We start from the raw sequence: 16,970 nt of genomic DNA, 5'->3' as shown, positions 1-16,970 counted from the left end.
ATCACTACGATGAGCATAAAAGGTTAAATTAACCTTCGATTTCAGTTACAACGCCAGCGCCTACTGTATGGCCACCTTCGCGGATCGCGAAACGAAGACCTTCTTCGATAGCGATTGGAGTAATCAATTCAATATTCATTGTTACGTTATCGCCAGGCATACACATTTCTACACCTTCAGGAAGGTTTACAACACCTGTTACGTCTGTTGTACGGAAGTAGAATTGTGGACGGTAGTTGGAGAAGAATGGAGTATGACGGCCACCTTCTTCTTTAGTCAATACGTATACTTCTGCTTTGAATTTTGTGTGTGGGTTGATGGAACCTGGTTTAGCCAATACTTGACCACGTTCGATGTCTTTACGGTCAACACCACGAAGCAATGCACCAACGTTGTCGCCTGCTACTGCAGAGTCCAAAGTTTTGCGGAACATTTCAAGACCAGTTACAACGTATTGTTCAGCTTTTTCTTTCAAGCCTACAACTTCTACTGTATCGCCTACATTTACTTGACCACGTTCAACACGGCCAGTTGCTACTGTACCACGACCAGTGATTGTGAATACGTCTTCCACAGGCATCAAGAAAGGTTTGTCAGTATCACGAACTGGAGTTGGGATGTAGGAGTCTACAGCTGCCATCAATTCGTCGATTTTAGCTACATATTGAGCGTCGCCTTCCAAAGCTTTCAAAGCGGAACCTACAATGATAGGTACTTCGTCGCCAGGGAATTCGTAGGAGGAAAGAAGTTCACGAACTTCCATTTCTACCAATTCGATCAATTCTTCGTCGTCAACCATGTCAGCTTTGTTCAAGAATACTACGATTGCAGGAACACCAACTTGGCGAGCTAACAAGATGTGTTCGCGAGTTTGAGGCATAGGGCCGTCAGCTGCGGAACATACCAAGATAGCGCCGTCCATTTGAGCCGCACCAGTGATCATGTTTTTAACATAGTCAGCATGGCCTGGGCAGTCAACGTGTGCATAGTGACGGTTTTCAGTTTCGTATTCAACGTGTGCAGTGTTGATTGTGATACCACGTTCACGTTCTTCTGGAGCTTTATCGATCATGCTGTAATCTTGGAAATCAGCTTGGCCTTTTTCAGCCAATACTTTAGTGATTGCAGCAGTCAAAGTAGTTTTACCATGGTCAACGTGACCGATTGTACCGATGTTAACATGCGGTTTCGTACGTTCAAATTTTTCTTTAGCCATTTTAAATTATCCTCCGAGGAAAATAGTAATTCTATTAATCTAATGTAAGATTAACCGTTTTTCTTTGCTTGAATTTCTTCAGCAATTTTCTTAGGAACTTCTTCGTAATGATCGAATGTCATGGAGTAGTTACCGCGACCTTGAGTTTTGGAACGAAGGTCAGTTGCGTAACCGAACATTTCGCTCAATGGAACATATGCTTTGATATGTTGGTTACCATTACGAGCTTCCATGCCGTCCATGCGACCACGACGAGAGTTCAAGTCACCGATAACGTCGCCCATGTATTCTTCAGGAACGTCTACTTCTACGGACATGTATGGTTCAAGCAATGCAGGGTCTGCTTTGCGAGCACCTTCTTTAAAGCCCATGGAACCAGCGATTTTGAAGGCCATTTCGTTGGAGTCAACGTCATGGTAGGAGCCGTCAAATACGATAACTTTGATGTCAACCATTGGATAACCAGCGATAACACCGGATTCCATAGCTTCTTTAACACCATTTTCAACAGGTCCGATGTATTCACGAGGAATTGCACCACCTACGACCTTATTTTCAAATTCGAAGCCAGCACCTGGTTCTTGAGGAATTAATTCCAACCAGCAGTGACCATATTGACCACGACCACCAGATTGACGAACGAATTTACCTTCAGCTTTAACAGCTTTACGGATAGTTTCGCGATAAGCTACTTGAGGTTTACCTACGTTACATTCTACTTTGAATTCACGGTTCATACGGTCAACGATGATATCCAAGTGAAGTTCGCCCATACCGGAGATAATAGTTTGACCTGTTTCTTCATCAGTACGAACTTTGAAAGTAGGATCTTCTTCTGCCAAACGAGCAAGAGCTGTACCCATTTTTTCTTGGTCAGCTTTTGTTTTAGGTTCAACAGCAACGGAGATAACTGGTTCAGGGAATTCCATGGATTCAAGAATTACAGGATTCTTTTCATCACAAAGAGTATCACCAGTAGTAGTATCTTTCAAGCCTACAGCTGCAGCGATGTCGCCAGCGTAAACCATGTCGATTTCTTTACGAGTGTTAGCGTGCATTTGAAGAATACGGCCGATACGTTCTTTCTTACCTTTTGTGGAGTTGAAAACGTAGGAACCGGATTCCAATGTACCGGAGTACACACGGAAGAACGCTAATTTACCAACATAAGGGTCAGCCATGATTTTGAATGCCAATGCGGAGAATGGTTCATCATCGGAAGAAGGACGAGTAGTTTCTTCTTCAGTACCAGGAACGGTACCTTTAATAGCTGGAATGTCGATAGGAGCTGGCATGTAATCTACAACAGCGTCCAACAACATTTGTACACCTTTGTTTTTGTAGGAAGAACCACAAAGAACTGGGAACAATTGGTTAGCAATAACTGCTTTACGCAATGCTGCTTTCAATTCTTCAATGGAGATTTCTTCACCTTCCAAATATTTCATCATAATATCGTCATCAGTTTCAGCGATAGCATCGACCATCATTTCGCGACGAGCTTCAGCTACTTCTTGATATTCTGCTGGGATATCAGTGATTTCATATTCTTTACCGTCATCGGATTTGTAAATTTCCGCTTTCATAGTCATCAAATCGATGATGCCTTCGAAAGTATCTTCAGCGCCGATTGGCACTTGGATAGCTACGGAATTTGCACCCAAACGGGATTTCATCATATCAACTACGTTGAAGAAGTCAGCACCTACTGTATCCATCTTATTTACATAAGCGATACGAGGTACGCCGTAGTTAGATGCTTGACGCCATACTGTTTCGGATTGAGGTTCAACGCCACCTTTAGCACTGAACACCGCTACGGAGCCATCAAGTACACGTAGAGAACGTTCTACTTCTACAGTAAAGTCAACGTGACCAGGAGTATCGATGATATTGATACGATGATCTTTCCAGTGACATGTTGTCGCCGCAGAAGTGATTGTGATACCACGTTCTTGTTCTTGCGCCATCCAGTCCATCGTAGCAGCACCTTCATGTACTTCGCCGATTTTGTGAACAATACCTGTATAGTAGAGGATACGTTCTGTAGTTGTTGTTTTACCAGCATCGATGTGAGCCATGATACCGATATTACGAGTTTTTGCTAGGGAAAACTCTCTTGCCACAGTTGTCACCTCTTATTACCAACGATAATGAGCAAATGCTTTATTAGCTTCTGCCATTTTATGAGTATCTTCTTTTTTCTTGATTGCAGCGCCTGCATTGTTGAAAGCGTCCATCAATTCGCCTGCTAAGCGTTCTTTCATAGTGCGTTCACCACGAAGACGAGCGTAGTTTACAACCCAACGAATACCGAGGGTTTGACGGCGATCAGCACGAACTTCAACTGGCACTTGGTAGTTCGCACCACCGATACGGCGAGCACGTACTTCAAGTACAGGCATAACATTTTTCAATGCTTGATCAAAAACTTCCATTGGGTCTTGACCCATTTTGGAACGAATAATTTCAAATGCATCATATACGATAGTTTCAGCAATGCCTTTTTTGCCATCGTACATAACTTTGTTAATGAAACGTGTTACTAATTTGCTGTTGTACACCGGATCTGGAAGTACATCACGTTTCGGAACAGGGCCTTTTCTTGGCATGTTCAATTCCTCCTTTATATTGATGTGTGTTAATTTCGTTTAATGGCTAAAATTATTTTTTAGCTTTTTTCGCGCCGTATTTGGAACGACTTTGCATACGATTTTGTACGCCAGCTGTATCCAATGCACCACGAACGATGTGATAACGCACACCTGGAAGGTCTTTTACACGACCGCCTCTGATAAGTACAACACTGTGTTCTTGTAAATTGTGACCAATGCCTGGAATGTAAGCAGTTACTTCAATAGCGTTTGTCAAACGTACACGGGCAACTTTACGAAGCGCGGAGTTTGGTTTCTTTGGAGTAGCTGTGTACACACGAGTACATACACCACGTTTTTGTGGAGATTCTTGAAGCGCTGGAGCTGTAGATTTTTTAGTCAAGCTCATGCGACCTTTGCGTACTAGCTGATTAATTGTTGGCATTTGGGCACCTCCTTTCCAAATTTGAGATTTATAATTGATCCGTCATAACAAATTGTTACATCGGATATTACCGAGATTAACGTAGGATGCCTACCGCTGTGGCCCGCACCTTAATGCGGCACGCACGACCAAGGTCATCCATCGTATGCTTATCGTCGAACGGTATATTATGTTCCACGCAAGCCATCCGTACAGGATCTACTACGTAGCTATCGCTATCGCAGCCGAGAAACACAAACTTAACAGAGCCTTTTGCAATTGATTTAATCGTTTGCTTAGCACCTATTGTCTTGTTCGCCGATGCCAAACGGGCAATGTCCATGGTTACATCTTCTCCTTACGAAACTATGCTCAGGGCGCACTTGCCCTCTAAGCACTATGTAAGTATATCAATTACTCAAACGCATGTCAAAGGTTTTTTAACACTCAAAACCGCTATTTCACTGTATTTAATATGTACACCTATCCGTGTGTATCATTTATAAGAATTCCATGAAGTATTCTCGTTTTTTTATACAAATATAGATAATTTCGCTTATTTTTATACACTTTATACATATTCAATTCTATTGGCGCAGTCTTATTATGCAAAATTGATATAACAAAAAAAGAGATATCCCTAAATTATATAACAATCTAGGAATATCTCTTTTATTTTCTAATCATAGCTATAAGCTATAAAACCTTATTTTTCTATGATTTCACCGTCATCAGTTAATTCCAAAATTTCAGGAGCCTTTTTAACTACTTCAATTTTACGGTAACGGCTCATACCAGTACCGGCAGGAATCAATTTACCGATGATAACATTTTCCTTAAGACCCAATAATGGATCGATTTTGCCCTTAATAGCAGCATCTGTAAGAACACGTGTAGTTTCTTGGAATGATGCAGCAGACAAGAAGGAATCTGTAGCCAATGCAGCTTTAGTAATACCCAACAATGTACGTTTACCAGTAGCATTTTCACGGCCATTCAATGTTAAACGACGATTTTCTTCATCAAATGTGTTGATATCAATCATGTCGCCAGGAAGCATATCTGCATCGCCAGCAGTTTCGATTTTAACCTTATGAAGCATTTGACGAACAATAACTTCAATGTGTTTATCGTTGATTTCTACACCTTGAGATTTATATACTTTTTGTACTTCGTATACGAGGTAACGTTGTGTTGCTTGTGTGCCCATTACACGCATGATGTCATGAGGATTAATGGAACCTTCTGTCAAACGTGCGCCCAAGGATACAACATCACCGTCTTTAACGATAATGCGGGAACCATAAGGGATGAGGTAATCGAGTTCAATACCATCTTCACCTGTAATAAAGATAGTATTAGTACCTTTTTTACCTTCGTTAGGTACAACACGTACTACACCTTCATTTTCAGCAATGATTGCATTACGTTTTGGTTTACGAGCTTCGAACAATTCTTCAACACGAGGCAAACCTTGTGTGATATCGTCACCTGCGACACCGCCTGTATGGAATGTACGCATTGTCAATTGTGTACCAGGTTCACCGATGGATTGAGCCGCAATGATACCAACTGCTTCACCGACTTGAACTTGGTCACCTGTACCAAGGTCACGACCATAGCACTTACGGCATACGCCATAAGGGCTGCGACAAGTCAATACGGAACGGATTTTAACAACATCGTAATGTTTTACAACTTCATCAGCAAGTTCTTCAGTAATTTCACCATTCAATGGAACGATAACTTCACCAGTTTCCTTATTGATTAATTCTTCAGCTGCAATACGACCTACGATACGGTCTTTCAATGGTTCAATAATACCCGTACCTTCAACGATAGCTTCTACTTCAATACCGTTGATTTCATTATTGCGTACTTGTACCTCTTTTACATCAGAGTTTAGAATTGCTTCGATACCCTCTTCTGTAAGGCGTGTATCAGCAGGGTAGATTTCTACGCCATTGCTGTCCACGATAGCATTCACAGTATCCTTGTTCAACATATTTTGAACCATAGTTTCTTTTAATGTTGCACGGATACTATCGTCGCTTTCACCAAGAAGGATCTTTTGTACCAAATTAGTATGGTTAATATCGCTATCAGAGCCTAAATGTGCACCACGTAAGGAGATAGCAGTTACACCAGCATCTGCGATATCTGCTAAGCTTTGTTCATCAAGAATAGTTTCTGCAGGAACAGCCAATTCACCTGTTTCAGCATTTACTACATCTTTATCGAGAACGCGGCCAATCAATTTGTCTTTCAACATTTCAAGAGCTTGACGTGGAGATGTAGCCAAACGAGCGCGTTCACGAACGAGATCGATACCTACAACGTCACAATCGTCCTCACGAACGATAACGTCTTGAGATACGTCAACAAGACGACGAGTCAAATAACCAGAGTCAGCAGTACGAAGTGCTGTATCGGCCAAACCTTTACGAGCACCATGAGAGGACGTAAAGTAATCCAATACAGTCAAACCTTCTTTAAAGTTTGCCTTGATTGGCAAGTCGATGATACGACCAGATGGGTCAGCCATCAAACCACGCATACCAGCAAGCTGACGAATTTGTTGTTTGTTACCACGGGCACCGGAGATAGCCATCATATATACAGGGTTGAAGCCATCTTTATCGCGCGCCATATTATCCATCATGGCATCAGTAACATCTTCTGTTGCTTTTGTCCACAATTGGATTGTTTTACGATAACGTTCTTCTTCTGTAATAAGACCACGGCGATATAGACGAGATACTTTTTCTACTTCTTGTTCTGCAGTATCAAGTAAATCGAATTTTTCTTCTGGTACTTTTATATCCGCAATGGCTACTGTCATACCTGCACGACGTGCAAAGGAGTAACCAAGGGATTTAATTCTGTCTAAGAGTTCAGCAGTTTTTTCATTGCCGAATAATTGGAAACATTGATCTACAAGTTTACCAACCGTCTTCTTATCCATAACCTTACCCAATGTGTAAGTACCGTCTTCTTTTTGTTCATATTGCCATAATTCTGGGAACAAAGCGTTGTTAAAGATCAAACGACCAGCTGTAGTTTCTACGCGACCGTGTTCAGGCAAGCGAATGTATAAAATATCTTGCAATCCGATAACATGAGAATCGTAAGCAAGCATTACTTCGTCATATGTAGCAAATGTTTTTGCTTTATCACGAGTATCTTCGCGTACAACTGTTAGGTAATAAGTACCCAAAATCATATCTTGAGATGGAACCGCAACTGGCTTACCATCTTTTGTTGATAAGATATTATGAACGGATAGCATCAATGTACGAGCTTCGGATTGAGCTTCTACGGACAATGGTAAGTGACAAGCCATTTGGTCACCGTCAAAGTCGGCGTTGAAGGCTGTACATACTAATGGATGCAATTTGATAGCACGGCCTTCCCAAAGGATTGGTTCGAAAGCTTGAATACCAAGTCTATGCAATGTAGGGGCACGGTTCAAGAGAACTGGATGTTCTTTGATAACCTCTTCCAAAGATTCCCATACACCAGGACCTACGCGTTCTACTTGGCGCTTAGCAGCCTTAATATTGGATGCTTGTCCACGTTCTACCAAGCGTTTCATAACGAATGGCTTGAACAATTCCAATGCCATTTCTTTAGGCAAACCACATTGATGCATTTTAAGTTCTGGACCTACTACGATAACGGAACGACCGGAGTAGTCAACACGTTTACCGAGCAAGTTTTGACGGAAACGACCTTGTTTACCTTTAAGCATATCGGACAAGGATTTTAATGGACGGTTGCCAGGGCCTGTAACAGGACGGCCACGACGACCATTATCGATCAATGCATCAACCGCTTCTTGCAACATGCGTTTTTCATTGCGCACGATGATATCAGGAGCACCTAAGTCTAACAAACGTTTCAAACGGTTGTTACGATTGATAACACGACGATACAAATCATTAAGGTCAGATGTAGCAAAGCGACCACCATCTAATTGAACCATAGGGCGCAATTCAGGTGGGATAACAGGAACGACATCCATAATCATCCATTCTGGACGGTTGCCAGATTGACGGAATGCTTCTACTACTTCAAGACGGCGAACGGCACGGATTTTACGTTGACCACTTGCAGTGTTCAACTCTTCGCGCAATTCAGCATTTAATTGTTCTAAATCAAGTTCAGATAATAATGCTTTTACCGCTTCTGCACCCATGTCGATACATACGAATAAGATTTCTTCTGTAGCACCTAATTCGTAACGTTCTTCACGAGTTAATTCTTCATATTCTTTATCAGCTTCTGGAATTGTAGCATCTTCACGAAGTGCTGCATTATAACGTTCTTTACGTTGTGCTTCACGAACGATAGCCAAACGTTCATTACGTTGTGCCACAGTTTCGATAACTACGGATTTACCACCGATAGTATATCCTTCTTCATTGAATTGAGCTTCGTATTCACGGTATTCTTGTTCAGATAACAATTGGCGTTTTGCCAATGGGCTACCTGCAGGATCAACTACGATATAGGAAGCAAAATACAATACGCGTTCCAAGGAACGTGGAGATACATCAAGGATAAGGCCCATACGAGATGGGATACCCTTGAAGTACCAAATATGAGATACAGGTGTAGCCAATTGGATATGGCCCATACGTTCACGACGCACTTTAGCACGTGTTACTTCTACGCCACATTTATCGCAGACAACGCCTTTATGGCGGATGCGTTTATATTTACCGCAGTGACATTCCCAGTCCTTTGTTGGTCCAAAAATGCGTTCGCAAAATAGACCATCACGTTCTGGCTTTAACGTACGGTAGTTAATTGTTTCTGGTTTTTTAACTTCCCCATGAGACCATTCTAAAATTTGCTCTGGAGAGGCTAAACCGATTCGCATGGAATCAAATTCATTTACGTCTAGCACTACTATCGCTCCCTTCCTAATATTCAGTATCAGTCTTCATCTGCGGAGGATTCACTAATTGGATATGCTAATTGGCTAAGAATATCATCATCGCCACCATTAGATACTTCTTCCTCTACTTCTGGGTCTACAACTGTTACTTCATCTGTTTCAACAGCATCGCCGTCCATAACATCTTCAATACCAGTTTCTACCACTTCATCTTCGTCATCAAGTTCTTTCATAACAACTTCTTCTTGATCTTCGTTCAAGATTTTCACATCAAGACCGATACTTTGAAGTTCTTTGAGCAATACTTTGAAGGACTCAGGCACACCTGGTTCAGGAATATTTTCGCCTTTAACGATCTTTTCGTATGCTTTAACACGACCAACAACGTCGTCAGACTTAACAGTTAATAGTTCTTGAAGAGTATAGGCTGCACCATATGCTTCAAGGGCCCAAACTTCCATTTCCCCGAAACGTTGGCCACCAAATTGAGCTTTACCACCCAATGGTTGTTGTGTAACAAGGGAGTACGGACCTGTGGAGCGCGCATGGATTTTATCATCAACCAAATGGTGAAGTTTCAACATGTATACGTAACCAACCGTTACACGGTTATCCATAGGTTCACCGGTACGGCCATCGTACAATACAGTTTTACCATCATCTGGGCGACCAGCGATATCCAATGTTTCGAATACATCTTTTTCATGGGCACCATCAAATACAGGTGTAGCGATATGAATACCAGCTACATCCGGTTTTGGCATACCATAGGTATCATAGTCATAGCCTAATTTTTCCAAATCTTTGCGAATTTCAACGCGTTTAGCACGAGCTTCTTCGATATGGTTCAATGTAGCACGTACCTTGTTGATGCGTTCTAATTCTTCAACAAGAGCTGGATCCATTTCAGGCACTTCTTCTTCAGTGCCGAAATATTCCATGTGAAGTGCATTGTATTTAGATTCTAATGCTTTCAATTCATTGTAACGAGCTTCGCCACCAAGTGCAGCCAATTTCTTTTGAGCAGCTTCTTCTACGTGACCTAAGATTTGAGATTTCAAATCGATGATTTTTTCATCAATATCAAAATGAGCTACTGTTACATCTTCTTTCGCTTTAGCTTCTAACTCTTCAATTTCAGCATATAATTTGCGAATTGCATCGATTTGTTCCCAATAGGATTCATCAGTACGCGCTTCTTTCAATACATTTTGAATATGAAGATCTGTAGCCTTAATTTTCATGCCCAAGCCTTGAACAGCCCAGCCTAAGTGAGTTTCAAGAACCTGACCAATGTTCATACGAGAAGGTACGCCCAATGGGTTCAATACGATTTGTACTGGAGTACCATCTGGAAGGAATGGCATATCTTCTTTTCTCATTACGCGAGAAACGACACCTTTGTTACCATGACGACCGGCCATTTTATCGCCTTCGTGGATTTTACGTTTTTGAGCGATGTAAACGCGAACAAGTTTGTTTACACCTGGTTGTAACTCATCACCATTTTCACGAGTGAACACTTTAACGTCTACAACCTTACCACATTCACCATGAGGCACACGGAGGGATGTATCTCGAACTTCGCGTTCTTTATCACCAAAAATAGCACGTAACAAACGTTCTTCTGGTGTTAATTCAGTTTCGCCTTTTGGTGTAGCTTTACCCACGAGGATATCACCAGGATGTACTTCTGCACCGATACAGATGATACCATCTTCATCTAGGTTTTTAAGTGTATCATCACCAGTATTAGGCAATTCACGAGTGATTTCTTCGGCACCTAGTTTAGTGTCGCGCGCATCACATTCGTATTCTTCAATATGAATGGATGTATAGATATCTTCTTTGCAAAGTTCTTCACTAAGCAAGATAGCATCTTCGTAGTTATAACCTTCCCAAGGCATGAACGCTACAAGAACATTAAAGCCAAGAGCCAATTCACCACCATCAGTAGCAGGACCATCAGCCAATACTTGGCCTTTTACAACATGGTCACCACGATTAACGATTGGTTTTTGGTTAAAGCAGGTGGATTGGTTAGAACGAAGGAATTTATTCAAACGGTATGTATCAACACGACCATCGCTATCGCGAAGAACGTGGATTTCATTACCCCAGCAACGTACGACTTTACCAGCTTCGCGTGCCAATACGCAAACACCAGAGTCAGTAGCCGCTGTATATTCCATACCTGTACCAACTAAAGGTGCTTGAGCACGGAGCAAAGGCACCGCTTGACGTTGCATGTTCGCACCCATCAAGGCACGGTTCGCATCATCGTTTTCAAGGAATGGAATCATAGCTGTACCGATGGATACAACTTCTTTTGGACTAACGTCCATGTAATCAACCTTATCAGGTGTTACTTCTAATACGTCATGACCACGACGACATGCTACATGGTCATTAGCAAAACAACCGTCTGCATCAAGAGGGGAGTTCGCTTGGGCAATTGTCATGCCTTCTTCTTCATCGGCAGTCATATAAGCAACGCTTTCAGATACGCGTACTTTTACAACCTTATCCGCGTCAGCACCTTCGCCGTAAATTTTTTCAACCTTACGGTATGGAGCCTCGATGAAACCGAATTCATTAACCTTCGCATAGTTAGATAAGGAGTTAATCAAACCGATGTTAGGACCTTCTGGTGTTTCAATAGGACACATACGGCCATAGTGAGAGTGATGCACGTCACGAACTTCGAAACCTGCACGTTCACGAGATAAACCGCCAGGTCCAAGGGCAGATAGACGACGTTTATGTGTCAATTCTGCTAATGGGTTTGTTTGGTCCATAAATTGAGACAACTGAGAAGAACCAAAGAATTCTTTAATCGCTGCTACAACAGGACGAATATTAATCAACGCTTGAGGCGTAATGGATTCAATTTCTTGAATTGTCATGCGTTCACGTACAACACGTTCCATACGAGTCAAGCCAATACGGAATTGATTTTGTAACAATTCACCTACGCAACGAAGACGACGGTTACCCAAATGGTCGATATCATCTGTATGACCGGCACCATCCATCAAGTTCAAGAGGTAAGAGATATTAGCAATCATATCTTCTCTTGTAACTGTACGATGGTTAAATTCTAAGTTGCAGTTGTTGCAAATGATTTTGGATACTACACCATCTGGATTAGTGATATAGAATTCAGCAAAACCTTCGCCGCTAAATACACCGCTCTTAGCAACGATATCAAGTTGTTCTTCCCCAACTTGTACGCCTGCATCAAGGATGATTTCACCTGTTTCAGTATCAACAATTGGTTGTGCCAATGTTTGACCCAACATACGTTGACGCCATCCTAGTTTTTTATTTAATTTATAACGACCTACGCGCGCTAAATCATAACGGCGAGCATCGAAGAATAAATTATCGAATAAATTACGAGCAGATTCTACAGTAGGAGGTTCACCTGGACGTAATTTTTTATAGATTTCTACCAATGCTTCATCAGCAGATTGAGTTGTATCTTTTTCCAATGTACGAACAATGCGTTCATCATATACTGGTAAACCATCTTCATCTGTTTGACCGTTCCAGAAAAGATCAAGAATACTTTCATTAGTATCCCAACCTAATGCACGAACAAGCACAGTAGCTGGTAATTTACGGTTACGGTCGATACGAACGGCTACAACTTCGCTAGCATCTGTTTCTAATTCAATCCAAGCACCGCGATTTGGGATAACTGTGGATTCATACAAACGGTTACCCATGGTATCGATTTCTTTACCATAGTAAACGCCAGGGGAACGTACTAATTGAGATACGATAACACGTTCTGCACCATTGATAATGAAAGTGCCTGTATCCGTCATCAATGGGAAATCACCCATAAATACTTCTTGTTCTTTAATGTCCATATTTTCAGGATCATTATTAACTAAACGGATATTTACACGAAGTGGTGCTGCGTATGTAGCATCACGATTTTTGCACTCATTAATATCATACTTAGGCTCACCTAAGCTAAAACCTTCAAAAGAAAGTACTAAATTACCTGAATTGTCTTTAATCGGAGAAATATCGTTGAAAATATTTTGTAAACCGCTCTCCAAGAACCATTCGTACGATTTACGCTGAATGTCCAACAAATGCGGCATCTTAATAACTTCGTTAATTTTTGCATATGTATAACGAGTCCGTTTGCCTACCTGTTCAGGTTTGAACATATGTGCTTTCCCTCCTTCAAATACACTGGTCCACCATATTTCTATAACGGCATAGAAAAGACATCTTACAGGTCTCAGTTTTCCTGCTTTAATAACGCCAAATAAGCAAGGCCCTTTTTTATTTAAAAAATAACCTTGCTCTGTTCATTATCCAAGCACAACCTTGGAAGAAAACCCTTAATACGTAAGTTATAGCTTCTACATGGAAAAGTAGAAAATGCTACTTTTGCAATTTATAATTCTATCATCATATAAAAAAGCTGTCAACCAAAAGGCTGACAGCTTTCACATTTTCACGTATTATTCACATTATATGACAAAGTTCATTAATAAAAATTAATTTCCTTTGTGTTTTAACAAATCAGCAGCGGCAATACCAGGGCGTGTCATTTCTTTAGGAGAAAGAATATGATTGATTTCATCTTCGGTCAATAAACCTTTTTCTAGGATAATATCGCGAATAGCACGACCAGATGTGTAGGCTTCTTTTGCAAGTGCAGAAGCGGTTTCATAACCAAGGTGAGGCAACAATGCCGTTACGATACCAACAGAACGGTTCAACCAGTATTCGCATTGTTCACGGTCTACTTCAAGATCGATAAGCAATTTATCAACGAATGTGTTAACACCATTTTTAAGGTAGCAAAGATTATTGAACAAATTGTAAGCCAATACAGGTTCCATTACGTTCAATTCAAATTGACCATTTTCTACAGCCAAAGAAATGGTAAGATCGTTACCGATAACTTGATAACATACTTGATTCAATACTTCGGCGATAACTGGGTTCACCTTACCAGGCATAATGGAAGAACCAGGTTGACGAGCAGGTAATTTCAATTCCCCGATACCACAACGAGGGCCAGATGCCATCAAACGGAAATCGTTGGCCATTTTAATCAATACAAGAGCCGTAACCTTCAAACCACTAGAGATATCAGCAAAGATATCCGTGTTGTTCGTAGCATCAATCAAGTTATCTGCAGTATAGAATGGTTCGCCTACGACTTCGCTAAGTTCGTATGCTACGTCATGAATGTAATTTGGTTCTGCATTAAGGCCTGTACCAACGGCAGTAGCCCCCATATTGATAACATGTGCTCCTTCAACAGCAGATTTAATACGTCTAATACCACGGCGAACACCTGATGCATAAGCACCCATTTCTTGACCTAATGTAATAGGCACCGCATCTTGTAAATGAGTGCGCCCCATTTTTAAAATTTCGCTATACTCATCAGCCTTTTTCTCAAGTTCATCCACAAGGCGTTGCAACGCTTCAAGCAAAGGTTTAGATTTCAAAATCGCACAAACCTTAATAGCCGTTGGAAATGTATCATTGGTAGATTGCGCCATATTACAATGGTTATTAGGACTTACAATATCATACGATCCTTTTGGATGTCCCAAAATTTCACAAGCGCGGTTTGCTAATACTTCATTCATGTTCATATTCACAGAAGTACCTGCACCACCTTGAATTGGGTCGACTGGAAATTGATCTGCGAATTCGCCGGCGATGACTTCATCTGCGGCTTGAACAATGGCTTTACCAATAGATACATTGAGGCGACCTGTTTTCATATTGGCCAAAGCGGAGGCCTTTTTTACCATTGCTAAAGCTTTAATAAAATCTTGGTCTAAATGTTTTCCTGTAATGTGAAAGTTTTCTAACGCACGAATCGTTTGTACACCATAATATAACTCATCAGCTACTTCTAATTCACCTAGGAAATCATGTTCTTTTCTCATTGCTATCCTTCTTTCCACTGAATGTGTATATCATTCAAATTACATTGTATAAAATGGTCTTTCTTTTGAGTTTATTATAACATGTATTTTGTATACACAAAAGTCATTTAAGGTATTCCATAAAAACAATATTCTATATAATTTCTCTCATGACATATCTGAACCTTGCAAAGTATAGTAAAATATAAGCATATACTATTAACATAAAGGAGTGTTTAAAATTAACATAAGTCATCGAACACGAATCATAGCACTGTTTTTAATTACAGTCATAAGCTATGGTTTTTATAATGCCTATATACCGATTACCGATCCAGTAGAATCTAACTATGTATTAAGTGCCCTAACTATGTTAACTCACAATTCATGGATTTCACCTATGATTTACGACCATGTATGGTATGATAAACCACCATTAACATATTGGGCACTTATGATCTGCTATAATTTGTTCGGTATATCAGATTTTGTATCACGCATCCCCAATACATTAATTGCAGGGGCCAGTGTATCGCTCATGTATCACATGGTATACCGTATCAAACAGTCCGTCCCAGTCGCAGTAACCAGTGCCATCCTCTTGATGAGCACCTTACAATTTTGGTATATATCACATGCGGTTATAACAGATGGCTTTTTATTTTTCTTTAGTCTTGCCATATTTGGTTATGCTTACCTAGCTTTTACAAACAATGATAAGTCGTCAATGATGAAAGCCTATATTGCAGCTGCCTTTGCAGTCTTAACAAAAGGACCCATTGGATTACTATTACCAGGACTCATATTATTAGTGTTTATGGTCCTTCAAAAATATAGTAAGGCCAATAAGGATGAGGTAAGTTTACTAAGAAATTTAAAGATTGCGTTTACACCGCTAGGTATTGTATTATTTTTCGCCATTGCTAGTCCATGGTACATAGCAATGTATTCTATTCACGGCCAAGATTTTATTAGTGGATTTCTTGGTCTACAAAATGTAGGTCGTGCCCTCGTATCCGAACACCCTAAATTCGACGTGTGGTACTACTATCTAATAATTACGCCGCTTGCTTTATTGCCATGGACACCAGTGGTTATATATCAATTGCGGAAACTGAACTGGAAGGAATCATTCAACCTACTTGGCGGTATATGGTTTGTTATTATATTACTATTTTATTCTATTGTAGCAACCAAGTATTTAACCTATACACTACCCGCAATTATTCCATGTATCATATGGGGTAGTGAGGCAATTGTCAATTTACTGTTTAACCCTAATCTATCTAAATATTGTACTTCTTTAGTAACACTACCATTTGGCATATATACATGCATTCTAGGTATTGGCGTAGCCGTCAGTGCTAGCGACTATATCTTAGAGTATATGATCATAGTTAGCATAGGCGCTCTGATTTTTAAAATAGCTAGACATTACATACGAACACATTCACAACTCACATTGCTATTTTTACTTCCAATACTAGCCCTATATTCGGCCACTACCATTTCTGTAACGCCCATATTAACGAGTCAATCTGGTATTCAGTTTACATCTTATATAGAAAATACAAATCAACCTGTTTTCGTATACGGTGGATATTATACTTCAGTCGTGTATTATACAAAACATATACCAACACAAGTATATTTAAATAAGACTGATGACGAACGCTGGGCTAAGGCCAGAAACATTATGCCTACCATTACCAAAGATGAGTTTTTAGATCAACTTCCAAACGAATCAAATGCTATTGTTATCGTACCTAATCGGAATATAAAAGACTTTGAAAGTTCACCTGCAGCTGTCATTACAAAACCATTGGGCAAAACTAATGGAGCCACAATATATAAAGTACAAGATAGTATTTCATTTTAATAGAGCGTGTCCTTCGGGGCACGCTTTTTAATATCA

General features: G+C 40.5%; 9 protein-coding genes. 1 reads left to right on the top strand and 8 read right to left on the bottom strand.

Annotated elements, in window-relative coordinates:
* Positions 1-28: 28 nt before the first annotated feature.
* From tuf to HMPREF1477_RS08040, 8 genes are all read right to left on the bottom strand, one after another.
* Positions 29-1,216 carry an elongation factor Tu gene (tuf, locus tag HMPREF1477_RS08075; protein ID WP_005377009.1) on the bottom strand — a complete coding sequence of 396 codons (1,188 nt, stop codon included), beginning with the start codon at positions 1,214-1,216 and terminating at the stop codon, positions 29-31.
* A gap of 50 nt (positions 1,217-1,266) precedes the next feature.
* Complete coding sequence (fusA, locus tag HMPREF1477_RS08070; protein WP_016476503.1) at positions 1,267-3,342, bottom strand: elongation factor G; 2,076 nt, start codon at positions 3,340-3,342, stop codon at positions 1,267-1,269.
* Positions 3,343-3,357: 15 nt separating this feature from the next.
* A complete protein-coding gene (gene rpsG / locus HMPREF1477_RS08065; protein ID WP_004693556.1) occupies positions 3,358-3,828 on the bottom strand; it encodes a 30S ribosomal protein S7 in 471 nt (156 codons plus the stop codon).
* A 52-nt stretch (positions 3,829-3,880) separates the two neighbouring features.
* Entirely contained in the window at positions 3,881-4,255 is a 375-nt protein-coding gene (gene rpsL, locus HMPREF1477_RS08060; RefSeq protein WP_004693554.1) for a 30S ribosomal protein S12, read from the bottom strand.
* Between the two features lie 76 nt (positions 4,256-4,331).
* A complete protein-coding gene (locus HMPREF1477_RS08055) occupies positions 4,332-4,577 on the bottom strand; it encodes a ribosomal L7Ae/L30e/S12e/Gadd45 family protein (protein ID WP_016476502.1) in 246 nt (81 codons plus the stop codon).
* A 363-nt stretch (positions 4,578-4,940) separates the two neighbouring features.
* Positions 4,941-9,119 carry a DNA-directed RNA polymerase subunit beta' gene (gene rpoC / locus HMPREF1477_RS08050; RefSeq protein WP_232197192.1) on the bottom strand — a complete coding sequence of 1,393 codons (4,179 nt, stop codon included), beginning with the start codon at positions 9,117-9,119 and terminating at the stop codon, positions 4,941-4,943.
* A gap of 56 nt (positions 9,120-9,175) precedes the next feature.
* A complete protein-coding gene (rpoB, locus tag HMPREF1477_RS08045; protein WP_016476500.1) occupies positions 9,176-13,324 on the bottom strand; it encodes a DNA-directed RNA polymerase subunit beta in 4,149 nt (1,382 codons plus the stop codon).
* Between the two features lie 336 nt (positions 13,325-13,660).
* Positions 13,661-15,076, bottom strand: coding sequence for an aspartate ammonia-lyase (locus HMPREF1477_RS08040; RefSeq protein WP_016476499.1), 1,416 nt, complete (start codon positions 15,074-15,076; stop codon positions 13,661-13,663).
* A 211-nt stretch (positions 15,077-15,287) separates the two neighbouring features.
* Between HMPREF1477_RS08040 and HMPREF1477_RS08035 the strand changes: the two genes are divergently transcribed.
* Entirely contained in the window at positions 15,288-16,934 is a 1,647-nt protein-coding gene (locus tag HMPREF1477_RS08035) for a glycosyltransferase family 39 protein (RefSeq protein ID WP_038148143.1), read from the top strand.
* Positions 16,935-16,970 lie beyond the last annotated feature (36 nt).

Source organism: Veillonella sp. HPA0037 (assembly GCF_000411535.1).
Lineage (GTDB): Bacteria > Bacillota > Negativicutes > Veillonellales > Veillonellaceae > Veillonella > Veillonella atypica.
This window is presented reverse-complemented; position numbering and strand designations above follow the sequence as displayed.

Coding starts and splice junctions, on each gene's coding strand:
- tuf (WP_005377009.1), bottom strand. CDS start 1,216: ATGGCTAAAGAAAAATTTGAACGTACGAAACCGCATGTTAACATCGGT.
- rpsG (WP_004693556.1), bottom strand. CDS start 3,828: ATGCCAAGAAAAGGCCCTGTTCCGAAACGTGATGTACTTCCAGATCCG.
- rpsL (WP_004693554.1), bottom strand. CDS start 4,255: ATGCCAACAATTAATCAGCTAGTACGCAAAGGTCGCATGAGCTTGACT.
- HMPREF1477_RS08055 (WP_016476502.1), bottom strand. CDS start 4,577: ATGGACATTGCCCGTTTGGCATCGGCGAACAAGACAATAGGTGCTAAG.
- rpoC (WP_232197192.1), bottom strand. CDS start 9,119: ATGCGAATCGGTTTAGCCTCTCCAGAGCAAATTTTAGAATGGTCTCAT.
- rpoB (WP_016476500.1), bottom strand. CDS start 13,324: ATGTTCAAACCTGAACAGGTAGGCAAACGGACTCGTTATACATATGCA.
- HMPREF1477_RS08040 (WP_016476499.1), bottom strand. CDS start 15,076: ATGAGAAAAGAACATGATTTCCTAGGTGAATTAGAAGTAGCTGATGAG.